Genomic DNA, 22,429 nt, shown 5'->3' on the forward strand with positions numbered 1-22,429 from the left:
CAGGTGCCCTCCGAACTGACCGACACGAGCTCGAGCGGGGTATCAGGCAGCGGGTTGACCTCGCCGGAGGCGCCGATGACCGTGATCTCGCACGAACTTCCCGAGGCCTGCGAGCACTGCTTGACCGCATTGCCACCCTTGGGCAACTGCGACGGTGCCGGACCCACCTTAAGCGCGAGCGTCACCGGGGGTGTATCGGGATCAGACGTGAGGGCCACCGTCACGGTATCGACAGCGCCAGGAATCGACGCGTCCTGCGCCGCCACCGTCAAGGTGGTGCCGGAGCGCTCGACCGTGAACTGTTCGCCCTGGTACGTCGCCTCGATGTCGACCTCGCGACCCACGGCACCATCGGGCCACGACACCATGCCCGCCAGTTCGAAGGTGGCGGACTTGCCCGGCGCCACCTCGAGCGAGGCGCCGGTGAGGATGGGCTGCGGGGCCACGGGGATGATGACGATCGGCACCGGCAGCAGCGTCGACTCGTCCTGACCCTCGACCGTGACGGGGATCTGGCAGGTGTCCGAGTACGGCTCGCCGGTGCCTGCGGTGTACCGCAACTGGGTGCCGGAGACCAGGGTGCAGGTGGCCTCGGCGCGCGCGCCCGACGTGGTGACGCCGTCGCCGTCGATCGTGAAGGCGGTGCCGGCGGGAAGCGCGATCAGGCGGGCAAGGTCGAAGTCGACGCTCTCACCCTCGTTGACCGTCGGCGGCTCGAAGTTTTCCTTGAGCGCCACCCGGAGATCCTCAGCGCCCGGCACTCGCAGGAAGCCATAGGAGACGACCTGCTCGCCAGCGAAGGCGGTGCCCGTGACCTGGAACGGGATCAGCCGCGCCTCCTGGGGAAGCGGTCCGGAGATGGTCCACCCGTCGACGGTGAGGTCCGTGGGCTCACCCCACAGCGACAGCGTGAGGGCACCGGCGTCGCCACCACCCCAGGCGACCTTGTCGGTCAGCACGTCGACGCCCGTCTCAAACGTGTCGCGGGTATCCGACGTCAGCACCGTGTCGGCGACGATCGGTACCGTGGCGATGGGCTCGCGCACGGCCTTCACGATGATGCGGCCGATGGCCGTGGAGCCGGAGTCGTTCGCCACCGTGTACGTGTAGGCGAGGGTGCCGGGCTCGGTGCCCACCTCGAGCGTGACGCGCTGGTCGTCGACGTCGATGATGTGGTCGGTCAGGCTCGCAAACTCCGCCGAGTCCGGATCGGCATCGGCCACCACCTGCTGCACCGTGAGGTTGCCGCCACCGAGGTCCACGTCGTTGGCGGTGGGCGTGATGATGACGCGCCGGTCCTCGCCCACCTGCGCCTGGACATAGTCGGTGTAGGTCACGGGGCGCGGGTCGAGCCTGGGAAGCCAGGACGCCGATGTTCGCGGTGGCGACGGCCGTGGCACCGCGCGCGTCGATGACCGAGTACGTGAACGATGCCTGCCCGGAGTAGCCGGCGGGCGCGGTGTACACCAGCGACAGCCCGTCCGAGGAGACACGTGCGGCGCCGTTCTCGGGCTGGGACTCGATGCGCCGCAGCGCCACCGCGTCACCATCGGGGTCGATGCCTGTGCCCTCAAACGGCAGGCGGACCTCCTCGCCCGCCGCCACGCGCCCGCGCAACGCCAACGGAGTGGGCGCCGCGTTCGTCTCCGAGTCGAGCACCGTCACCACCACTCGGGCGGTGTCGGCCTGCGTGGGGTATCCCAGGATGTACGCGCCGTACTCAATGATGTACTCGCCCGGTTCATCGGGCGCGAGGTACCGCACCACGTTGCCTGCGGGGAACGCCAGGCCGCCGCCCTCGGACAGCGACACCGACGCCGGGTCCAGCGCGATCACGTTTCCTGCGGGGCCGATGTCGTTAGCCAGCACCGGGATGTCTGCCTGCGTGCCGACGCGCACGGTCAGGGAGTCGTCGACCGCCAGCGGCGTACTGGGCACGTCCGTGCCGAGCAAGATGACCGTGACCTCACCCTGCACCGTGCCCTCCGGGCGTCCGGTGCCGTCCGAGACGGTGTAATCCACGGTGCCGAGGGTGCCGGGCTGACCGTCACCCGTGTCACCCGACAGCCTCAGCGCCGAGTGACCCACCGCATCGGCCGCGAGGCGCGCGCCGTCTGCCGGAGTGGTCACGAGGTCGCTCAGGAGCAGCACCGAGCCGGCGGGATTCGTCACGGCCGCGAGCACGTCCACCGTGACGTCTTCGCTGGCACGCACAAACGCCGTCAGCGGCGTCGTGGTCAGGGTGGCGTCCTCCTCGGCGAGGACGTCGATGCGTGCCACGCCGCGGGCATCGGCCACGCCGTCCGAGACGGTGAAGTCCACGAGGTAGGCGCCGGGCTCCTTGGCCGCAAAGGTAAAGCCCACCACGCCCTGCGCGGTCTCGATCGCCGCATCGTCGTCGGGGCCGAGCGACGCCTCCGTCACCGTGAGTGGTCCGCGCGCGCCCGTGACGTGGTCGTCCACCTCAACCGTGGTGGTGACCCCCGCGGACACCGTGACGGCCATGTCCCCCACGGTGAGATCGGGGTCGCCCACCACCGAGATCGACAGGTCCTTCTCGGCGGTCTCGCCGTGGGCGTCGGCGACCGTCACGTTGATCGGGATGGCCCCTGTCTCCGTGGACGAGGCATCGGTGTGCTGGAAGACCAGGCGGCCCTCTGGAGAGGCCGCGACGGCTCCCAGGTCCGATGCGGTGGTGCCTGATACCAGGTAGATCGGGTCACCCTCGGGGTCCACCCAGCCCGTGAGGACGTCCGTGGTCACGGTGCCACCGGGGTTCACCTGAGGCGTGGGCCAATCCACCTGACAGTTCTCGACGCCACACCACACGGGAGGAGAGTTCTCACTCGGGTCCTTCACGGTCACCGTGACGGTGGCCGGCTCGGACATTAAGCCGTCGTCCGTGGTGCCATCGGTGATGGCATAGGTAAACGTGGCGCTGCCGGTCGCATCGGCGGCAACGTCGATGACGAGCGCCTGGGCGTCGTCGGCCACCGCGACCGTGCCGAAGTTCGGGTCGAGTCCCGCGAGCGACGCGGGATCGATGGTGAGCACATCGGCATTCGCATCGTGGTCGTTCAGCAGCACCGGAAGCGCCACCTTGCGACCGGCTCGCACACCGAGCGCATCGTCCTCTGCCACGGGCGCACGCGGATCGGTGACCTCGGTCGCTACCTCGCGGTCGTCATCGGCCGCCTGGACATCGTCGTCGGGGTCCCACTCCTGCGACGAGGACACCAGCGCGCCGGAGGGAACGCTCCACACCCAGCCCGAGCGCGCCTCGTTGAGGATCATGCGCGACCCGTTGGACCGCAGTTGCGGCGCGCGACGGTCGCCGAGTGTCAGACCGTCGTAGTCGAGGGTGGTGGCGGTGGCGCCGCTCACCCACATGGTGCCCGGGCCTTCTCCTGCGGGCAGCCACGCGGTCACCACGCCCGCGCCAGAAGGCTGCTCCACGGGGCGCGCGGGTTCGCCGAGCGACACATCCGTCGAGCCCTGCACGCGGGTAGCGGCGGAGCCATCCAGGGCCACGCTCACCGCTCCAAACTCATCGGCGATCACGACCTCGGTCGACGACGACCCCGACTCCTGAAGCAGTGCGCCCTCGACCGCAGGCGTCGCCACGGGCTCCGCGAGGTCCTGGACCCACAGTCGGCCGGTCTCCGCGTCGAGCAGCACCCACAGGTCACCCAGCCACGCGAGCCTGCATGTCGTCCGATGCAGGGCCATCGGGCAGGGAGGTGGTCGCGACCACCTCACCCGTCACGGCATCGGCCGTCATCACCGAGCGGCGCTCGCCCGAATACGCGGCCACCCGTCCGTCCTCCGCCACCGCGAGGGCATCGGCCTGGAACTGAGGACGTTCTTCGCCCTCGGCGACCTCGGCCTGGGCGAACGGATCGAGTTCGCGGGGATCGACGGCCGAGCCATCGGATGCCAGACCCGCGTAGACCGCACCGTCCTCGGTGAGATACCCCACCACGTCGCCGGCGCTCACGAGCATCTCGGTCCCTACTGGCGTCGACTGCGTCGCCTCGGGAGTCGACGGGTCGATGTCGTGCGGCATCGCCGTGTCGAGCGTCGTGACGGACCCGAGGTTGTCGGAGTACACCAGGAGGGTCGAATCGACCTGCACCAGATCGGTGGGTGACGACACGCTCTTGACGGTGTCGACCTCCGCGACCGCCGTGTTGATCCGGGCGAAGCGCTGACCCGTGGACGTCTGCAGGGCCCACACCGCGGCGTTGTCGGCCTCGACCTCACGCTCATCGAATCCGGGAGCGAGGAAGGCTCCGCCTCCGACAAGCAGGATCAGGCCGCCCAAGCCGATGCGCCGCACTCGCCGCCACCGCGCCGCCGTCGCCCGGCCAAGGCCGGCCTCGACCGACCCCGCGGGCGCACCCTGACGCGCGCCGTTCACGCTTCCCCCACGGCACGCTAGACGCCCCCGAGCAGGAAGAACGCCGTGGCCGCCGCCGCGATCACCGCGGCGCCGCCGATGAGCGCACCCACCGCGATCCTGCGGCCAAGGCGACCCGCCTGACGCTCGTGCCTGGTGCTGGTGCCGATGCGTGAATGCGAGTCACCGTCCCGGCGCAACCGCTGCGACTGCACGGGGACCGTAGAACGCACCAGGTGGCGCGGCTCCTCACCCGCGGGCTCAGGGCTCGCATCGCGCCACTCATCCGATGGCACGTCAAGCGGCGTCGGAGCCATCCCCCACTCGGCCTGCACCTGCTGGAGCGCCTGCGCGAAAGCCAGCGCGCTGGGGTAACGGTCGCCGGGCAGGCGACGCATGCCGCCCTCCAGCACTCGCTGCAGCGAGTCGGGGATGTCCGCGCGGTCGATGCGCGTGTACTTAGCCCTCATGATGCGCTTCGCGAGTTCGGCGTCATCACGGCGGGTACCAGGGACGTCGAACGGGCTGTGCTGAGCGAGCAGCGTGTACACGGTGGCCGCGAGCGCCCACACCTCGGTCGCCACGGTGCCCGAGGTACGCCGGTCGATCACCTCGGGGGCGGACCACGGCGGGGACATCGCGATCACGTCCTCCTCGCCCTTGTCGAGCGCGGAGGCGACACCAAAGTCGGACAGCACGGGGTGACCGAACGAGGTGACGAGGATGTTGGAGGGCTTGATGTCACGGTGCAGCAGTCCCGCACGGTGCGACGTCTCGATGGCGCAGGCGATGCGCACGCCGATGGTGAGCACCTCCTCCACCGGCATCCGCTCGTGGCGGTACCGGTTGGTCAGCGAAGCGGGGCAGTACTCGGAGACCAGGTAGGGGCGACCGTCCGGCGCCACGCCTGCGTGGTAGACCGTCAGGATGCTGGGGTGCGAGCCGAGACGGGCCATGACATCGGCCTCGGACGCGAGCGCCCGCGCGGCCTGCGCGTCCTCGATGCGGCTGAGCAGCACCTTGACCGCGACGTGACGGCGAGGCATATCCTGCTGGAAGAGAAAGACGTCGGCGAAGCCGCCCGAACCCAGGGGACGCACGTAGGTGTATCCGGGCAGCACAGGGGGCTGGAGTGTCTGACGACGGGCCACGACTCCCCTCCCCGCTCGTACTCGTGCCATCGAGACGCGGCCGGGAGGCCGCGGGAACGGGGCAACTCTAACCGAATCGAGACGAGCCGCCACCCTCCGCCCCTGGTGTGTGACGACCTACACATGCCGGACACATCGGACGCGCAAAGTACTCGCGGCCCTGGCATCGGGCATGTCCGTGGCCCGTGAGCCGACTCACGTACAGTGCCGTTGATCGCCGTCGACAGGGAGGCCACCATGCCCTCGCTCCACCGCCGCCCCTCGGGCGCCTCTGACCCGACCTCCGCCCCGGAGGCACCCATCGTCACCTGGGAGATCGAGGACGGGCGCATCGTCCGGCGCGAAGGCGCCCTGCCGTCCATCGCCGAGGAGGCCGCGCGCCACGGCCTACTCCTGCATCTCCTCGCAGCGCCGTCACGCGAGCAGATCCAAGCACTGGCCGAATCCTGGAGCCTCCACCCGCTGCTCGAAGAGGACCTGGTGAAGGCTCACCAGCGGCCCAAGCTCGAGCGCTACGGGGACGTCCTGTTCGTGGTTGCGCGCTCGGCTCTCTATGTCGACGATCGCGAGGAGGTGGAACTCGCCGAGTTCCATGTGCTGGCGCGGCCAGGTGAGGTGGTGCTGCTGTGCCAGGACGGCCGATGGATCGACGGCAGGCCAGCGGTGGCGTTCACCGAGGCGCTGGTGGAGCGCGAGCCCGAGCGGCTCGAGATCCTCGACGACGCCTCCTTGTTGCGCTGGGGCGCGGAGGCCGTGGTCTACCGACTGCTCGACGCCATCGTGGACGGCTTCCGACCCGTGCTCGAGGGACTGACCACGGACCGCGAAGAGATCGAGCGGCAGGTCTTTACCGGTGACCCGAGTGTCGCGGAACGCATCTACCGACTCAGCCGGGAGGTCATCGACGTCCAGCAGGCGGTTTCCTCGCTGGTGGAGGTCCTGGAGTCACTCCGAGGCGGGTTCGAGCGCCACGCGGTGAACGAGGAGCCTGCAGGCCTACCTCCAGGACGTCTCCGACCACCTCACCCGGGCCGAGTCCCGCGTCACCGCACTGCGCGACGCGCTCGCACAGATCCTGTCCGTGAACGCCACGCTCGTGGGGCAGCGACAGAACTCCGCGATGCAGAAGATCTCCGGCTGGGCCGCCATCGGACTGGCACCCACCCTGGTGGCCGGCATCTACGGGATGAACTTCGACTCCATGCCGGAACTGCACTGGGCCTTCGGCTATCCGCTCGCGCTATGCCTCATGGTGGGACTGTCCGCGACGCTCTACGCGGTGTTCAAGAAGCACAAGTGGATGTAGCGGTCCGTGCTGTGCGCCCTAGTAGTCACTGAGTGCGCAGTTTCGGGCGAAAGCGAGCACTCAACGACTCGCAGGGCGCAGGCGGCGTAGCGTCGCGGCGAGAAGATCGCGACACTCGGGTCCGCGTTCGACGATGTCCCTCCATCCGAACCGCAACACCGTGAAGCCGGCGGCGACCAGCGCGTTCTGACGAGCGCGGTCCGTCTCGCGTGCGCCACGAGTCGAGTGGTAGCGGTCGCCGTCGAGTTCGACGGCCACCATCGCTGCCCGATGCACCATGTCGACCACCACGCGTCGCCCGGACAGGTCGAGCGCCACCTGCCACTCCATGTCCCGAAACGCCGGGCCCCGAAACGTCTCATGCTTGGCCCGCACCTCCAGTGGCGAAGTCGCGCCGGTCGCGAACCAGCCGAGTACGCGCTCAAGATCCCGTCGCCCCGCCACCCGCGGCGCGACCTCGAGCTCCCGAGCGACGTCACGCCAGGTACACACGCGGGCCCACAACGCCTCCCACAGCATGTCGCGCCTCGCGTGCGCGGGTGTAGACCTCCATGCATCGACCACGGCCCGACCCGGCGTCACCGTGCCAACACCCTGTGCAAAGGCACGAACGGCAGGGACCCCACTCTGCCGCACCGTGATCCACATGGGCGGATGCAGCGTGTCTCCAGGGGCCGAGAGCAGGCTCGAAGGTTGCGGGACACGGAAGCGTAGGGGTGTGGAGGTGCAAGGCAGCCGCTCCGGTGAGGACCGCGCGTGGCGCCCAGAGTGCGATCGCTCGCGCGGTGGCGAGGGGAGCACCGACGTGCGCGCGCCCCACGTAGACACCTGGAAGAAGTCGCGTCACCTCCTCGCGCGCCACCGCGCGGTCAAGGTGACGCCGTGACCAGCGGGTCAGAATCTCCGGGCGACTGAACGCCTCCGGCGATTGGCTCAGCACCGAGGCGAGTGACGCCTCGGGTGCGACGGGAAGGGAGGTGAGGTGGCGCATCGGCCCAGTGCACTCGCAACTGCCGCCACGACCACGCTCATGCCACCGCGCTGTGGAACGGCGCGGGCGGCACGCCGCCCTGTGCACCAAGCGAACTCCCGTCGCGCCGCGCCCTAGGAGTCACTGGGCGCACGGTTTCGGGCGAAAGCGAGCACTCAACGACTCGCAGGGCGCTAGGTTGGGCGCGGGGACGTCGGGGGGACGGCTCCATCTGGGGGTTCCGATGCCGATGGTCACTTCTCTTCGCACGGCCGGCTTCGCGGCACTTGCCCTCGGCCTTGCCGGATGCTCCGCGAACGGAGGTTCACTCGAGTTGGCGGCCGACGATGTGGCACTGTGCGCTCCCCGCACCAGCGAAGGCACCACGTACATCGGGATGCCGCTCGACAACACAGGCGATGACCCCGTGACCCTTACCGGCGTGGACTGGTCGGGCGACATGGTCGAGCACGTCGAGTTCCTGGTGGACCTCGAGGCCGAGCAGCACGACCAGATGGTGGGGACGATGGCGTGGCCCACCGATGACCCGTGGGGTCACGAGGACGAGGTTTTGGCTCGCGCCATCCCGGTCGAGGGAGCGGTCATTCCGGCAGGGGTCACGGCGGACCTCCTGATCGCCATCAGCCCCGCGTCGGAAACGGATGATGCCGTCGTCGAGGAGACACGCGTGTCGTATGTCGAAGGACTTGGCTACACCGCAACAAGTCGCATGACGATGACCATCAGCGCCGAGACGGGGTGCGCCGCGCCCTAGTAGTCACTGAGTGCGCAGTTTCGGGCGAAAGCGAGCACTCAACGACTCGCAGGGCGCAGGGTTCTAGTACTCCTCCAGCGGCGGGCAGGAGCAGACCAGGTTGCGGTCGCCGTGCGCATTGTCGATGCGAGCCACCGGCGCCCAGTACTTGTCGCGGCGCAGGCCAGGCACGGGGAACGCCGCCTGCTCGCGGGTGTAGGCGCGGTCCCAGGAGTCGGACACCACGGCATCGGCCGTGTGAGGCGCGTGACGCAGCGCCGAGTCCTCCGCGGCGATGTCGCCGCGCGCCACGGCGGCGATCTCCTCACGGATGACCAGCATCGCCTCGATGAACCTGTCGATCTCCGTGAGGTCCTCGGACTCGGTGGGCTCCACCATCAGCGTGCCAGCCACCGGGAAGGACATGGTCGGCGCGTGAAAACCAAAGTCGATGAGGCGCTTGGCGATGTCCTCGGCCGTGATGCCGCTCGTCTTGGTCAGCGGGCGAATGTCGAGGATGCACTCGTGCGCCACCAGCCCGCCGGGACCCCGGTACAGGACTGGGAAGGCATCCTGCAGCCGGGCGGCGATGTAGTTGGCGGACAGCACCGCGACGCGGGTCGCACGGCCAAGCCCCTCGTGCCCCATCAGCGCGATGTAGGCCCAGGTAATCGGCAGGATTCCGGCCGATCCAAACGGCGCAGCGGACACGGGCGCGCCCTGGCGGCGCAACTCGGCGGGACGCTGAATCGTCTGACGCAGCGCCGGCAGGAACGGCACCAGGTGCTCGGCGACCGCGACGGGACCCACACCGGGCCCGCCGCCGCCGTGCGGGATACAGAACGTCTTGTGCAGGTTGAGGTGCGACACGTCGCCGCCGAAGTGGCCGGGCTTGGCGAGCCCCACCAGAGCATTGAGGTTGGCGCCGTCGATGTAGACCTGGCCGCCGGCATCGTGCACCGCACCGCAGACCTCACCCACGTGCTCCTCATACACGCCGTGCGTGGACGGGTAGGTGATCATCATCGCGGCGATGCGACCCTCGTGGGCCGCGATCTTGGCGTGCAGATCGTCGAGGGAGATCTCGCCGTTCTCGGCCGTGGCGACCACCACGACCTTGAGTCCTGCGAGGACCGCGGAGGCGGCGTTGGTGCCGTGGGCCGATGCCGGGATGAGGCAGATATCCCGCTCGGCATCGCCGTTGGCGACGTGGAAGGAGCGGATGGCGAGCAGTCCCGCGTACTCGCCCTGCGCACCCGAGTTGGGCTGGACCGAGACGGCGGCGTAGCCGGTGATGTCCGCGAGCCAACCCTCGAGCCTGGGCGATCATGTCGCGGTAGCCCTCGGTCTGGTCGGACGGCGCGAACGGGTGGATGCGCGCGAAGCCGGGCCAGGAGATGGGCGCCATCTCGACGGCGGCGTTGAGCCTTCATGGTGCACGAGCCGAGCGGGATCATGGTGCGATCGAGCGCGAGGTCGCGATCCGCGAGGCGACGCATGTACCTCATCAGCGACGTCTCGGAGCGGTACTCGTGGAAGATGCGGTGCTCGAGGTACTCGCTGGTGCGGCGCAGCGAGCGGGGGATCGCGACGCGCGGCGCCGTGTACACCGCGTGGCGTTTGACCGCGGTGACGGCCTCCACGAGCGAGTCGATGATGTCGAGGCTCGTCACCTCGTCACACGCCATGGCCACGTGATCGCCGTCGACGCGACGCAGGTTGATGCCCTTCGCGGCGGCGCGGGCGATGACCGAGTCGGCACCGCCGGGCACCTTCGCCACCACGGTGTCGAAGAAGTGCTCGTGAAGGATCTCTACGCCTGCCGCGCTCAGCGCATCGGCCAACGTCACGGCCGTGGCGTGCACCTGCTGGGCGATGGCACGCAGCCCGTCGGGGCCGTGGTGGATCGCGTAGAAGGCTCGCGATCACGGCGAGCAACGCCTGCGCGGTGCAGATGTTGGAGGTGGCCTTGTCGCGGCGGATGTGCTGCTCGCGGGTCTGCAGGGCGAGGCGGTAGGCGGTGCGGCCCTCGGCGTCGACGCTGACCCCCACGAGGCGGCCGGGGAGCCGACGCTCGAGGCCGTCGCGCACGGAGATGAACGCGGCGTGCGGGCCGCCAAAGAACAAGGGGACACCGAAGCGCTGCGCGGAACCCACCGCGATGTCTGCCCCCATCTCGCCGGGGGCGTGATCATGGTCAGGCTCAGCAGGTCCGCGGCGACGGTCACGAGGCCGCCGGCGGCGTGCGCGGCCGCGATGACGTCCTGCACCTCACGGAGCACGCCGGTGACACCGGGCTGCTGCAGCACCAGGCCCACCAGGTCATCGGGCGCAGACCAGTCCGAGGCGATCTCCTGCACCTCGACGCGCAGGCCGATGGCCTCGGCGTGCGCCTCGACCACCGCGAGCGTCTGGGGCAGGCATTCCGCATCGAGAACGATGACGCCCTCGTCGCGCCCCTTCACGGCGCGGCGCATGAGCAGCACGGCCTCGGCCACCGCGGTCGCCTCGTCCAGCAGCGACGCACCCGCGACGGGCAGCGCCGTGAGGTCCGAGACCATGGTCTGGAAGTTCAGCATCGCCTCGAGACGGCCCTGCGAGATCTCCGCCTGGTACGGCGTGTAAGCGGTATACCAGGCAGGATTCTCCAGCACATTGCGGCGGATCACCGCGGGCGTGATGGTGTCGAAGTAGCCCTGGCCGATCATCTGAATGTGCACCTGGTTGCGCTGCGCGAAGGCCTGAAGCGCGTTGAGGGTGTCGTTCTCGCTGAGCGGGTCGGGCAGGACCAGCACGTCGTCCTGACGGATCGAGGCAGGCACCGCGGCCTCCACGAGGTCCTCAAGGGTGTTCAGCCCCACCGCCCGCAGCATCGTGTCGACGGCGTCGTCCTGAGGTCCGATGTGGCGGTCAGCGAAGGTGGTCACGGGGCCATTGTGGCCCATCGGGCCTGCTGAGGACAGAAGTCCACGCGGCGTGGGCAACCACCGGCCCGTATGCCAGGATGAGGTCCACACCAGGTGGGAGGCGCACGATGGAGACGCTGCTCGGGGCCGTGCTCGGCGTCATGACGGGCATCGGCGTGGCGAGCATGCACCCCTCCATTGATCCCGGCCGTCTCCTCGCCGCCGTGGTGGGCGCCGTGGGCGGCTGGCTCGGCGCCGTGTGGTGGGGGCCGATGCTCGCGCGCCACCTCGCCGACCACTCCTTCGCCGGTGCCGCCGTGGGCGGCGCCATCGGTGGTGCGGCGCTCGCCCTCGTGGGCGGCATCGCCCTCGCGCTCTGGCGCCACAGCCAGCGCGACTGACGGCCGCGGCGTGGCTCGCTCACTAGGCTGTGGCGCGTGAAGCTCGTCGTCCAGGTGCCCTGCCTCAATGAGGAGGGCTCGCTCGCCACCGTCCTCGGATCGATCCCGTCGCGCATCGACGGCATCGACGAGATCGAGGTCATCGTGATCGACGACGGCTCGACGGATGCCACCGCACGCATCGCCGCCGAGAACGGTGCCCACGTGATCCGCCATACCCGCACCATGGGCCTGGCCCAGTCGTTCCGCGACGGCGTCGAGGCGGCGCTCAGCCGCGGTGCGGACATCGTGGTGAACACCGATGGCGACAACCAGTACCCCCAGGAGCGCATCGGCGACCTGGTCGCCCCCATCTTGGCGGGCCGGGCCGAGATCGTCATCGGCGACCGCCAGACCCACCAGATCGCCCACTTCTCGCCGTTCAAGAAGCGCATGCAACGCTTTGGCTCATGGGTGGTCAACAAGGCGGCAGGCACCCAGTTGCCCGATGCCGCCTCCGGGTTCCGCGCCTACTCGCGGTACGCCCTGTACAAGGCTGAACGTCCTCACACGCTTCGGTACACGATGGAGACCATCATCCAGGCGGGCGAGAAGCGCCTCGCCATCACGTCGGTGCCCATCGACACCAACCCCAAGACGCGGGAGTCCCGCCTGTTCGCCAACATGGGCGAACACATGTGGCGCTCTGCTCAGGCGATTCTGCGCTCGTCCGTCATGTATCGCCCGTGGCCGCTGTTCGCCTCGCTTGCAGGCGTCCTCGGCATCGTGGGCCTCATCCCGTTCGTGCGGTACGCGATCCTGGTCGCGCTCGGCAACCAGGGCAACCACCTGCAGTCGCTCATCCTGGGCACCACGCTGCTGGTCGCCGCCGCCCTGTCGGTCGCGCTCGGGGTCATCTCCGACCTCCTGAAGTCGAACCGCATCCTCAGCGAGCAGGCGCTCGAACGCGTCAAGGAACAGCAGCACGGCCCCGCGCCATCGGCGGCCGACCGTGCGGCATCGGCCGCCTGAACAGGACCTGCGTCCCCACGCGCGATGTGTCAGCGGCGTTAATTTTGGGAGGAACGGACCCCACCCGAGTCCCCCGAGCCGTAGGTTGAAGCCGTGACCGACACCACCCCCACCATCGCCGTCCGCGACCGTGACGCCGCCGCCTTCGCGCGTGAGTTCATGCAGCAGGCTCACCTTCACGCAGGGCGTGTCCCTCGAAGGCGCGTCACTCAACGACAAGTACCAGGCGCTCGCCCGCACCGTCCGTGCGTACCTGACCACGGACTGGCTGTCGACCATCGAGTCGCAGCGTGCGGAAGGCACCAAGCACGTCGCGTACCTCTCCGCGGAGTTCCTCCTGGGCCGCCAGGCTCGACAACAACCTGCTCGCGGCGGACCTCGGCGGCATCGCCCGCGAGGCGATGGAAACGCTAGGCCTCAGCATCGACGAGCCTGCGCGAGATGGAGGTCGAACCCGGCCTCGGCAACGGCGGTCTTGGCCGCCTCGCCGCCTGCTTCATTGACTCGATGGCCACCGAGGACATCCCGTCCATCGGCTACGGCATCCGCTACGACTACGGCATCTTCAAGCAGACCTTCGTCGACGGCCACCAGGTCGAGGAGGCGGACAACTGGCTGCACCTGGGCTCTCCCTGGGAGATGCCGCACCCCGAGAACGCCGTCGAGGTGGGCTTCGGCGGCCACGTCGCCACGTGGACCGATGACGCAGGCCGCGAGCACCGCCGCTGGGAGCCCGAGTGGAACGTGGTGGGCGTGCCCTACACGTACATGGTTCCCGGCTACCGCAACGGCCGCGTCAACACGCTCCGCCTGTGGAGCGCCAAGGCGACGCAGGCCTTCGACCTGAAGATCTTCAACTCCGGCGACTTCGAGGACGCGGTGCGCGCCCAGACGCGCGCCGAAACCATCTCGCAGGTGCTGTACCCCGAGGACTCGACCCCCAGGGCAAGGAACTGCGCCTTCAGCAGCAGTACTTCTTTGTGGCGTGCTCGCTGCGCGACTACCTGGACCGCGTGCTGGCCGATGGCGCGGACCTGGCGACGCTGCCGGATCGCATCACCTTCCAGGCTCAACGACACCCACCCCGTCATCGCGGTGCCCGAGCTCCTGCGCATCCTCGTCGACGAGCGGGGCTTCGACTGGGCCGATGCCTGGGCCATCACCCAGAAGGTGTTCGCCTACACGTGTCACACGCTGCTGCCCGAGGCGCTCGAGGTGTGGCCGGTGGAGCTCCTGGGCCGTCTCCTGCCGCGTCACCTCGAGATCATCTACCGAATCAACGAGGAGTTCCTCGCGCAGGTGCGGGAGACCTTCCCCCACGAGCCGCTGCGCGAGCGCCACATGTCGATCATCGCGGAGGAGCCCGTGCGCGCCGTCCGCATGGCGTTCCTCGCGACCGTCGCGGGCTTCAAGGTCAACGGCGTGGCCGCCCTGCACTCCGAGCCTGCTCGCGGACAAGGTCCTCACCGACTTCGCCGACATGTGGCCCGAGAAGTTCACGAACGTCACCAACGGCGTCACGCCGCGCCGCTTTGTGAGGCTCGCGAACCCGTCACTGTCGGCACTCATCACCGAGGCTATCGGCGAAGGTTGGGTCGCGGACCTCGACCGTCTGCGCGGCCTTGAGCCGCTCGCGAACGACCCCGCTTTCCGCGAGCGCTTCCGCGAGATCAAGCGCAGCAACCGTGCTCGGTTTGCCGACGTGCTCGCCGCTCGCGACGGCATCGAGATCTCGCCCGACGCGATGGTCGATGCGATGGTCAAGCGCCTTCACGAGTACAAACGCCAGTCGCTCGCCTGCTGCACATCGTGTCGCTGTACGAGCGGATCACCACGGGTCGCCTCGCGTTGGCCGATGTCACGCCGCGCACCTTCGTGTTCGGCGCCAAGGCCGCGCCCGGCTACGTGCGCGCCAAGGAGACCATCGCGCTCATCAACCACGTGGGCGCCACCATCAACGCCGATGCGTCCCTCGAGGGCCGCCTCAAGGTCGCCTTCCCCGCCAACTACAACGTGACGCTCGCCGAGAAGGCTCATCCCGGCATCGGACCTGTCCGAGCAGATCTCGCTGGCGGGCAAGGAGGCGTCCGGAACCGGCAACATGAAGTTCGCGCTCAACGGTGCCCTCACCATCGGCACGGACGACGGCGCTAACGTCGAGATCCGCGAGCTCGTGGGCGACGACAACTTCTTCCTGTTCGGCATGGCCGAGCCCGAGGTTGCCGCGCTCGCGACCGCCGGATACTCGCCGGAGAAGTACTACGAGGAGGACGAGGACCTGCACCGCGCCCTCAACCTGCTGATGTCCGGCAAGGCTCACCGGCGGCGAGCGCGGGTCCTTCGTGGCGTCCGTGTGCGCGTCGCTCATCGAGCGTGACCGCTTCATGGCGCTGGCGGACTTCCGGTCCTACGTGGACGCGCAGGACCGGGTCGAGGCCGCCTACCGCGACGAGGACGCGTGGACGCGTTCCGCGATCCTCAACGTGGCACGCACCGGCTTCTTCAGGCTCGGACCGCTCGATGCGGGACTACCTGGCCCGCATCTGGGGCGCGTAGCCCCTCCGCTTTCCGTCAAATGGATCCATGTGGTTCGCTTCAGGCGCTAACAGAGGGGAAATCCACCACGTCGGCCGTCCCACATGTGGGATGGCCGACGCCGCCATCAGTGCTCGTGCCATGGTGGCACCGTGATGCGGGGAGGCGGACTAGCGCTGGAGCCAGGTGGTGGCGGATAAGCCTCGCGGTCATCGTCGCCGCATGGGCAATCGCCGGCTGCTCGGGACCCGCGCCGGGTGCGAAGACCGCGGTCGCGCGGCTCGGCTCACTCGACATCGTGCAATCCGCACCACCCGAGGGAACGCTGGTCGCCCAAGCCGACGACCTGCGCAACGACGACAGCCGGATCGGCCGCCATCCCAGTGTTGCCAGCGTGTAGGTCACGCCAGCGACGAGGAGGATCTCTACGTGGTTGTCCAGATCTATCCGTGATCGGATCCCCACGCCAGGGGCTGAGCCCCTTCGCGCCCTGTCGCCAGGACGCACGGCCGTGAACCATTGGCGCACCGCCTCTTTGACAACGCCGATGTCGTGGCAAGGAATGCATCGGCCGTCGCCGGGCGTTGACGTGGACCTGTGACGGCCCCGCCGTCGCTCGAGACACCCGACGGAAGGAGATCGCCATGACCGCACTGGTTATTACGACGAACTACGGAGTCGAACAGGACGAGCCTGCTGCAGCCGCTCGCCGCGCTGAAGGCGGCGGGAGTCCCCGTCACCGTCGCGGCAAGCAAGGCTGAGCCCATCCAGACGCTGGTGGGCGACAAGGACCCGGGCGAGACGCTCGAGCCGAATCTCACCCTCGACGAGGTGGACCCCGAGGGCTACGACGTCCTGGTCATCCCTGGTGGGACCATCAATGCTGACGCGCTCCGACTCGACAAGTCAGCCGTCTCACTAGTTTCGGTCTTCGCGAGCGCGGGGAAGACGGTCGCCGCGATCTGTCACGGCCCGTGGCTCCTCGCGGAGGCCGATGTGGCGCGCGGCAAGACCGCTACGTCCTACCCCTCCCTCTCGACCGACCTACGCAACGCGGGAGCGACCTGGGTCGACGAGGAGCCTCAAGACGTGCGAGGCCAACGGGTGGACGCTGCTGACGTCGCGCACGCCTGACGACCTCGACGCCTTCTCGACCGCCGTCGTCGAGGCAGGCTCGCTGACCTCAGCCCAGCCTACCGCGGTGGGTGATGGTTCACCTTAGCGCTGGGCCGAGCCACATGGATCCATGTGACGGTTAGTAGCCGCGGAGGCGTTCGATCTGACGCCTGTCCTTCTTGGTCGGGCGGCCCGCACCGCGATCACGCACACCGATCGCGGCGGGCTGCTCGGCGCGCGGCAGAGGCGGCGGGCTCTGATCCTCGAAGGCCTCGGCCGCGACCGCCGCGCCCACGCGCTTCACGAGAAGCGTGCGCACGACCGCGATTCGCTCGCGATCGCCGCCCTTGACGACCACGCGGTCCCCCACGCGCACCGTGGTCGCGGGCTTGGCGCGCTCACCGTTGACGCGCACATGGCCTGCCTTACACGCCGCGGTGGCCTGCGACCGCGTCTTGGTCAGCCGCACGGCCCACACCCAGGCATCTACCCTCGCAGTGTCCCGTTCCACGCCACCAGGCTAGGGCCGAGCGGCCTAGGCTGGGTCCCATGGTCGCCCTTGAGATCGTCGGCTGGATCGGTTCGATCCTCATCGTGCTGTCTCTCACGCAGGCTCGCGTGTGGCGTTTTCGCTGGATGAACCTCATCGGTTCGGTCATCGCCACGGGCTACAACACCTTGATCGGGGCGTGGCCGTTCGTCTTTATGAACGCGGCCATCGTGGTCATCAATATTTATTGGCTGGTGCGGCTCACGCGGGAGCGCCACGACTCGGCGGTGTATCGCGTCCTCGCCGTCGACGCCGACAACGCCTTCCTCCGTCATCTTCTGGCGGTCCACGCCACTGACATCGCCACCCACGCCCCGACGTTCGATGTTGACGCCGATGCCGGCACGGCCGCCGGCGGCACGCGCCACACGTTCCTGGTGGTGCGCGGCGACGAGGCGGTGGGCGTGGTCGCCGTCACCGATGAGGGCGACGGCCTGGGGCGCGTGGACCTCGACTGGGTGAAGGAACGCTTCCGCGATTTCACGCCCGGCGAGTTCGTGTACCGCGAGTCGGGCGCCTTGGCCGATGCCGGCTTCAGCGCCCTTGAGGTGGTGCCGCGCGAGGGTGAGGACGAGGGCTACCTGCGGCGCGTCGGCTTCACGATGGCGGCCGACCGCTGGGTACGCCCCGTCAACGCGTAGCCGCCCGTCCTGCGCGGCCGTCTCGCGGTGCGAGACTGGACGCGTGACCGAGTCCTTCCACTTCGCCTCCGACAACTACGCGTCCGTCCATCCCGAGGTCTTCGCCGCCATGCATGCGGCAGACGGCGGGCACGACGTCGCCTATGGGGCCGACGCCACCACGGCAGCCTTCGATGAGGCCATCGCCGCGACCTTCGGCGACGGCGCGGTGGGCTTCCCCGTGTTCAACGGCACGGGGGCGAACGTGGTCTCGCTGATGGCGCTCAGCCCGCGCTGGGGCGGCGTGGTCGCCTCGGAGCACGCGCACATTCACAACGACGAGAACGGCGCCCCGGAGCGCGTGGGCGGGCTCAAGATCCTGGAACTTCCTGCCCCCGACGGCCGCATCGACGTCGCGAGCCTCGACCGCTACGCGGGTGACCTGGGCGACGAGCACCGGGCGCAGCCTCTGGTGCTGTCGCTGACGCAAGCCACCGAGGTGGGAACGGTCTATAGCCCCGAGGACCTGCGCGTGGCGGTGGAGCGCGCGCACCAGGCTCGGGATGCGAGTGCACGTGGACGGTGCGCGCCTCGCCAACGCCGCGGCGGCGCTCGGCGTGGGCCTGAAGGAGGCGGCGGGCGGCGCGGACGTGCTGTCCTTCGGCGGCACCAAGAACGGCGCCATGCTGGGCGAGGCGGTCGTCATCCTCGCCGACGACCTGCGCGATTCCCTCGGCCATGACCTGCCCTACCTGCGCAAGCAGACCATGCAGGCTCGGCTCCAAGATGCGTTACGTGTCCGCTCAGGCTTCACGCGCTCCTGACCGCGACCGATGCTCACGGCACGCCGCTGTGGCAGCGCAACGCCGCGCACGCGAACGCCATGGCCACCTACCTGCGCGAGGAATTGGAGCCGCTGGCCGCGGGCGCGGGCCTCACGTTCACGCAGGCCACCGAGGCCAACGCGGTGTTCGTCGAGATGCCGCGCACGCTGGCCGCTCGCCTGCGCGAGACCTACCGCTTCTACGACTGGAAGCCCGGCTCGACGCCCGAGGCCACCGAGGTGCGCCTCATGTGCTCGTGGGACACACCCGTCGAGGCCGTGGATGGGCTCGTGGCGCTCGTCGACGAGGCCGCGAGCGCCTGATGGCCGCGCTGTGCCCGTGCGGCTCGGGCATCGGCTTCGCTGAATGCTGCCGTCCCGTGCTGCGGGGCGAACGCGAGGCGGCGACCGCCGAGGCTCTGATGCGCTCGCGGTACACGGCCTTTGTGCGCCGGGACGAGGCGTACCTGCTGCGGACGTGGGCCGCGCAGACGCGGCCGGCCGGCGTGGAGACCGACGGCGTCACCTGGCACGGGCTGGAGATCGTCGGGTCCACCGACGGACAACCGGCCGATGCCTCAGGCACCGTCACGTTTGTGGCGCACTTTTCGGACGGTGCGGGTATCCAGGCGCTGCGCGAGCACAGCCGTTTCGCGCGAGAAGAGGGCCGCTGGGTGTACGTCGACGGGGACCATCAGTAGGTCGTTGGACCCTCAGGCGGGGCGATTGCGCAAAGTCCGCACAGATTCCTGCCCGGATGGACCCTCCGCGGTTCACTTTCCGTTCACCGATCCGTCACAATAGTGGGCGTGACTGAGCCGCTTCTCCTGGCCGTCGTCGTCGCGACCGCTCTGGCCTTCGACTTCACTAATGGATTCCACGACACCGGTAACGCGATGGCGACATCGATCGCCACCCGCGCCCTGAAGCCCAAGGCGGCGGTGATCCTTTCCGCCTCCCTGAACATGGCTGGCGCGTTCCTGTCTCTGACCGTAGCCGCCACGATCGCCACGGGCATCGTGGACTCGGGCGTCGTCACGCTCGCCGTGGTGCTCGCTGGCCTCGCGGGCGGCATCGTGTGGAACCTGATCACCTGGCTGTTCGGCCTGCCATCCTCGTCCTCCCACGCCCTCATCGGCGGTGTGGTGGGTGCGGTGCTCGCGGCCGCTGGCACCGAGGGTGTCCTCTGGTCCGGCCTCACCTCGAAGGTGCTGATCCCCGCGCTCGTGGCCCCCGTGGTCGCCATCCTGGTGGGCACCATCGCCACGTGGCTCGTGGCCCGCATCACGCGTGACGTGCCGCAGGACACCAACGACAAGGCGTTCCGCTGGGGCCAGATCGGCTCCGCCTCGCTCGTCTCCCTCGCCCACGGCACCAACGACGCCCAGAAGTCGATGGGCATCATCCTGCTCGCGCTGATCGCTGGCGGTGCGGTGCCCGCCGATTCGGGTGTCCCGTTCTGGGTCATCGTGTCCTGTGCGCTGGCGATGGCGCTGGGAACGTACATGGGCGGCTGGCGCGTGATTCGCACGCTGGGCAAGGGCCTGGTGGAGCTCGAGTCGCGTCAGGGCATGGCCGCCGAAACCTCGTCCGCCGCCGTCATTCTTCTGTCGAGCCACTTCGGCTACTCGCTCTCGACCACGCACGTGGCCACCGGCTCGATCCTTGGTTCGGGCGTGGGCATGAAGGGCGCCTCGGTGCGCTGGTCCGTGGCGGGCCGCATGTTCGCCGCGTGGCTCATCACGGTGCCGTCGGCGGCCATCGTGGGAGCAGTCTTCTACTGGATCGACACCGTCATCGGCGGCGTCGCCGGCTCGTACACGGTGTTCGGCCTGCTGATCGTGATCGCGTTCCTCATCTACCTGTGGTCGCGTCGCAAGCCCATCAACTCCAAGAACGTCAACGACAACCTGGGACCCCGCACAGGACTCCGAGGCGTACATCGCCGAGTCCGTCTCCGTGCACCGTCCCGAGGTGATGAAGGTCAAGCGCAAGCGCCTGAAAAAGGCGCAGAAGCGCCTCCGCCTCCAGCAGCGGGCGGAGGAGGACCGGATCGCGAGCGAGGCTCTCGCGGCGGAGGACCCCGCACAGGTGACTATTCGTGACATCAGCGCCGGCCAGAAGGAGCAGTCATGACTCAATTCGTCGAGTGGGACGCCCTCGCTAACATCCTCGTCTTCGGCATCCTGGTGGGTGCCGGCCTTCCCACCCTGTTCGCGGTGGGCGTCCGTCTGCTGGCGGGTCATGGTGCGGCCGATGCCGAGGGTCACGTCTCGCGTCCCCGCCTGGTGGGTGCCTACGTGTGCTTCGGCCTCGTGGTGCTCGCCATCCTTGGCGCCGTCGCCTACATCGCGGCAGGCGGCCACTAAGCCTTCACGCCTGACACAGAGCGACCCCGCAGCCACCATCGGGCTGCGGGGTCGCTCTGTATCTCAGGGAGGAGGCGTGGGCGCCGGCCCCGGGGGAATCCACAAGACCCGGGGACGGCGCCTCACATTTACTGACCGATGGCCGCGTTGGCCTCGGACGTGAACTGGGCCGCGGCATCGGCCGCACCCAGGGTGTCGAACAGCACCTGCTCGTTGATGCGCCCGGTGATCTCGGGAACGTCGGCGGCGCCGTTGGGCGGGGCGGGAGGACCGTCCACGATCTCGTCCTCGATGTCCGCGAGGAACTCGGCGGCCTGCTGGTCCAGCGGGTCGAGTTCCGCGGCGACGGCCTCGCGTACATCGGTGTTGGCGGCGAGGCCGCGGTCGGAGAGCATGAGCGCGCCGGCCTCGGGGTCGTTGAGGAGGAAGTCCACGAGCCTTGGCGGCCTCCTCGGGGTGCTCGGTGGTCTCGGACACCGAGTAGAACATGGCCGGCTTGAAGTACAGGCCAGTGCGGTCGAACTCGCTCTCACCCGGAGGACGCAGCAGCACCAGGTCACGGCCCGCGGCCGAGGAGATGGCGCTTGGCTGGTTGGTCCACCAGAAGCCCATGGCGCCGGAGTTGGTGCCCAGCAGCGACTGCTCGGGGCCACCCTCCGCGATCTCGACGGAACGCGAGCCATCGGGCATGGCGCCCGACTCGCGCAGGTCGATGAGGTCCTGCCACCACGCCTCGAGGGTGGCGTCGCTGTAGCCCAGCGTGCCGTCCTCGGCGTACAGGGACTCACCGTGCTGGCGGGCGTAGATGTTGAAGCCTGCCTCGTTGCCGCCGTAGTCCTGGACGCCGTACATGCCGTCGCCAAGAGCGTCGGAGATCTCCTTGCTGATGGACTTGAAGTCCTCCCAGGTCCAGGTCTCGTCGTCGGGCATCTCGACCCCGGCGTCCTCGAACATCTGGGGGTCGGCCACGATCGTGTAGGCGTTGATGCCGGTGGCGATGCCCGCCAGGCTTGCCGTCGATGGTGCCGCCGGCCAGCACGGTCTCGTCGATCTTCGACGTGTCGATGTCGAGTGCCGACATGTCCGCCACCACGCCACGGTTCGCGTAGTCGGTGAGGTAGCGCTCCTCCTGGGTCATGACGTCGGGGGTGTCGCCGCCGGCGACGGTGGTCGCGAGCTTGTCCCAGTAGCCGCCCCAGTCGGTGTAGTCGGGGACAACCGTGATGCCGGGGTTCTTCTCCTCGAAGAGGTCGATGACCTCCTGGGTGAGGGTGTGGCGGTCGTCGGAACCCCACCACGAGAAGCGGATCTCGACGTTGCCGTCGCCACCGTCGGCGGCGGCCGACGAGGTGCCGTCAGCGGTGGGTTCGTCATCGGCAGGGGCGGCGCCGCTGTCGCCGTTGCAGGCGGCCAGCGCAAGCACGCCCGCCCCCAGGACGGCGCTCGTGCGCCATGCGAGCCCGGTGCGGCTCGCCCACGTGGTGGAACTGGTCATCGTTCTTTCTCCTTCGCTTCGAA

Annotated in this window: 17 protein-coding genes and 4 pseudogenes; 13 read left to right on the plus strand and 8 right to left on the minus strand. The window is 69.1% G+C overall.

The annotated features are described in order from the left end of the window. Positions 1-972: 972 nt before the first annotated feature. From QQK48_RS07735 to QQK48_RS07745, 3 genes are read right to left on the minus strand one after another with little or no spacing between them, the layout of a single operon-like run. Positions 973-3,729, minus strand: coding sequence for an Ig-like domain-containing protein (locus QQK48_RS07735; protein ID WP_284328058.1), 2,757 nt, complete (start codon positions 3,727-3,729; stop codon positions 973-975). Beyond that, positions 3,686-4,420, minus strand: coding sequence for a hypothetical protein (locus QQK48_RS07740; RefSeq protein ID WP_284328059.1), 735 nt, complete (start codon positions 4,418-4,420; stop codon positions 3,686-3,688). The genes QQK48_RS07735 and QQK48_RS07740 overlap by 44 nt, the downstream gene beginning before the upstream one ends. A gap of 17 nt (positions 4,421-4,437) precedes the next feature. After that, complete coding sequence (locus QQK48_RS07745; RefSeq protein WP_284328060.1) at positions 4,438-5,520, minus strand: serine/threonine-protein kinase; 1,083 nt, start codon at positions 5,518-5,520, stop codon at positions 4,438-4,440. A 267-nt stretch (positions 5,521-5,787) separates the two neighbouring features. Between QQK48_RS07745 and QQK48_RS21495 the strand changes: the two genes are divergently transcribed. After that, the gene (locus tag QQK48_RS21495; RefSeq protein WP_431308309.1) at positions 5,788-6,888 is read left to right on the plus strand and encodes a CorA family divalent cation transporter; all 1,101 of its coding nucleotides are present in this window, start codon (positions 5,788-5,790) and stop codon (positions 6,886-6,888) included. Between the two features lie 28 nt (positions 6,889-6,916). Here QQK48_RS21495 and QQK48_RS07760 read toward each other — a convergent pair whose 3' ends face one another. Beyond that, positions 6,917-7,420, minus strand: coding sequence for an endonuclease domain-containing protein (locus QQK48_RS07760; RefSeq protein WP_284328061.1), 504 nt, complete (start codon positions 7,418-7,420; stop codon positions 6,917-6,919). A 656-nt stretch (positions 7,421-8,076) separates the two neighbouring features. On the opposite strand from QQK48_RS07760, the gene QQK48_RS07765 reads away from it, so the two are divergent. Then, a complete protein-coding gene (locus QQK48_RS07765; protein ID WP_284328062.1) occupies positions 8,077-8,601 on the plus strand; it encodes a hypothetical protein in 525 nt (174 codons plus the stop codon). Positions 8,602-8,664: 63 nt separating this feature from the next. On the opposite strand, the pseudogene gcvP reads toward QQK48_RS07765, so the two are convergent. After that, positions 8,665-11,525, minus strand: a pseudogene (gcvP, locus tag QQK48_RS07770) (aminomethyl-transferring glycine dehydrogenase). Between the two features lie 89 nt (positions 11,526-11,614). Here gcvP and QQK48_RS07775 point away from each other — a divergent pair. The 4 genes and pseudogenes from QQK48_RS07775 (at position 11,615) to QQK48_RS07790 (ending at position 16,567) form a co-directional block, all read left to right on the plus strand. Continuing rightward, a complete protein-coding gene (locus QQK48_RS07775) occupies positions 11,615-11,887 on the plus strand; it encodes a hypothetical protein (protein ID WP_284328063.1) in 273 nt (90 codons plus the stop codon). Between the two features lie 36 nt (positions 11,888-11,923). Further along, positions 11,924-12,898, plus strand: a complete 975-nt coding sequence (locus QQK48_RS07780; protein WP_284328064.1) for a glycosyltransferase family 2 protein — start codon at positions 11,924-11,926, stop codon at positions 12,896-12,898. A 93-nt stretch (positions 12,899-12,991) separates the two neighbouring features. Then, positions 12,992-15,454, plus strand: a pseudogene (locus QQK48_RS07785) (glycogen/starch/alpha-glucan phosphorylase). 693 nt (positions 15,455-16,147) lie between these two features. Further along, on the plus strand, positions 16,148-16,567 hold the full coding sequence (locus QQK48_RS07790) for a DJ-1/PfpI family protein (protein ID WP_348523773.1): 420 nt from the start codon (positions 16,148-16,150) through the stop codon (positions 16,565-16,567). Positions 16,568-16,688: 121 nt separating this feature from the next. Here QQK48_RS07790 and QQK48_RS07795 read toward each other — a convergent pair whose 3' ends face one another. Beyond that, positions 16,689-17,060 (minus strand): RNA-binding S4 domain-containing protein, encoded by a 372-nt coding sequence (locus tag QQK48_RS07795; RefSeq protein ID WP_284328065.1) that lies wholly within the window; start codon positions 17,058-17,060, stop codon positions 16,689-16,691. A 38-nt stretch (positions 17,061-17,098) separates the two neighbouring features. On the opposite strand from QQK48_RS07795, the gene QQK48_RS07800 reads away from it, so the two are divergent. From QQK48_RS07800 to QQK48_RS07820, 7 genes and pseudogenes are all read left to right on the plus strand, one after another. Then, the gene (locus QQK48_RS07800) at positions 17,099-17,740 is read left to right on the plus strand and encodes a hypothetical protein (protein WP_284328066.1); all 642 of its coding nucleotides are present in this window, start codon (positions 17,099-17,101) and stop codon (positions 17,738-17,740) included. 109 nt (positions 17,741-17,849) lie between these two features. Further along, a pseudogene (locus QQK48_RS21500) lies at positions 17,850-18,212 on the plus strand (beta-eliminating lyase-related protein); the annotation flags it as partial. A 70-nt stretch (positions 18,213-18,282) separates the two neighbouring features. Beyond that, positions 18,283-18,543: a beta-eliminating lyase-related protein gene (locus tag QQK48_RS19555; protein WP_348523525.1), complete on the plus strand. Its 261-nt coding sequence runs from the start codon at positions 18,283-18,285 to the stop codon at positions 18,541-18,543. 59 nt (positions 18,544-18,602) lie between these two features. Beyond that, positions 18,603-18,866 carry a hypothetical protein gene (locus QQK48_RS19560; RefSeq protein ID WP_348523526.1) on the plus strand — a complete coding sequence of 88 codons (264 nt, stop codon included), beginning with the start codon at positions 18,603-18,605 and terminating at the stop codon, positions 18,864-18,866. Next, a complete protein-coding gene (locus QQK48_RS07810; RefSeq protein WP_284328067.1) occupies positions 18,866-19,243 on the plus strand; it encodes a YchJ family protein in 378 nt (125 codons plus the stop codon). Before QQK48_RS19560 ends, QQK48_RS07810 begins: the two co-directional genes overlap by 1 nt. Positions 19,244-19,351: 108 nt before the next feature. After that, a complete protein-coding gene (locus tag QQK48_RS07815; RefSeq protein ID WP_284328068.1) occupies positions 19,352-20,647 on the plus strand; it encodes an inorganic phosphate transporter in 1,296 nt (431 codons plus the stop codon). A 27-nt stretch (positions 20,648-20,674) separates the two neighbouring features. After that, positions 20,675-20,911, plus strand: coding sequence for a hypothetical protein (locus QQK48_RS07820; protein ID WP_284328069.1), 237 nt, complete (start codon positions 20,675-20,677; stop codon positions 20,909-20,911). A gap of 63 nt (positions 20,912-20,974) precedes the next feature. Here QQK48_RS07820 and QQK48_RS19565 read toward each other — a convergent pair whose 3' ends face one another. Both QQK48_RS19565 and QQK48_RS19570 read right to left on the minus strand, forming a co-directional pair. Continuing rightward, positions 20,975-21,865, minus strand: a complete 891-nt coding sequence (locus QQK48_RS19565) for an ABC transporter substrate-binding protein (protein ID WP_348523774.1) — start codon at positions 21,863-21,865, stop codon at positions 20,975-20,977. 115 nt (positions 21,866-21,980) lie between these two features. After that, positions 21,981-22,406 (minus strand): annotated as a pseudogene (locus tag QQK48_RS19570) (ABC transporter substrate-binding protein); the annotation flags it as partial. Between the last annotated feature and the right edge of the window lie 23 nt (positions 22,407-22,429).

Source organism: Demequina litorisediminis (assembly GCF_030161615.1).
Taxonomy (GTDB): Bacteria; Actinomycetota; Actinomycetes; order Actinomycetales; family Demequinaceae; genus Demequina; species Demequina litorisediminis.

What these genes read in the sequence shown, in the direction of transcription:
- QQK48_RS07735 (WP_284328058.1), bottom strand. Translation starts at nt 3,729, where the DNA reads ATGGCCCTGCATCGGACGACATGCAGGCTCGCGTGGCTGGGTGACCTG.
- QQK48_RS21495 (WP_431308309.1), top strand. Translation starts at nt 5,788, where the DNA reads ATGCCCTCGCTCCACCGCCGCCCCTCGGGCGCCTCTGACCCGACCTCC.
- QQK48_RS07765 (WP_284328062.1), top strand. Translation starts at nt 8,077, where the DNA reads ATGGTCACTTCTCTTCGCACGGCCGGCTTCGCGGCACTTGCCCTCGGC.
- QQK48_RS07775 (WP_284328063.1), top strand. Translation starts at nt 11,615, where the DNA reads ATGGAGACGCTGCTCGGGGCCGTGCTCGGCGTCATGACGGGCATCGGC.
- QQK48_RS07800 (WP_284328066.1), top strand. Translation starts at nt 17,099, where the DNA reads ATGGTCGCCCTTGAGATCGTCGGCTGGATCGGTTCGATCCTCATCGTG.
- QQK48_RS19555 (WP_348523525.1), top strand. Translation starts at nt 18,283, where the DNA reads ATGCGAGTGCACGTGGACGGTGCGCGCCTCGCCAACGCCGCGGCGGCG.
- QQK48_RS19560 (WP_348523526.1), top strand. Translation starts at nt 18,603, where the DNA reads ATGGCCACCTACCTGCGCGAGGAATTGGAGCCGCTGGCCGCGGGCGCG.
- QQK48_RS07810 (WP_284328067.1), top strand. Translation starts at nt 18,866, where the DNA reads ATGGCCGCGCTGTGCCCGTGCGGCTCGGGCATCGGCTTCGCTGAATGC.
- QQK48_RS07820 (WP_284328069.1), top strand. Translation starts at nt 20,675, where the DNA reads ATGACTCAATTCGTCGAGTGGGACGCCCTCGCTAACATCCTCGTCTTC.
- QQK48_RS19565 (WP_348523774.1), bottom strand. Translation starts at nt 21,865, where the DNA reads ATGTTCGAGGACGCCGGGGTCGAGATGCCCGACGACGAGACCTGGACC.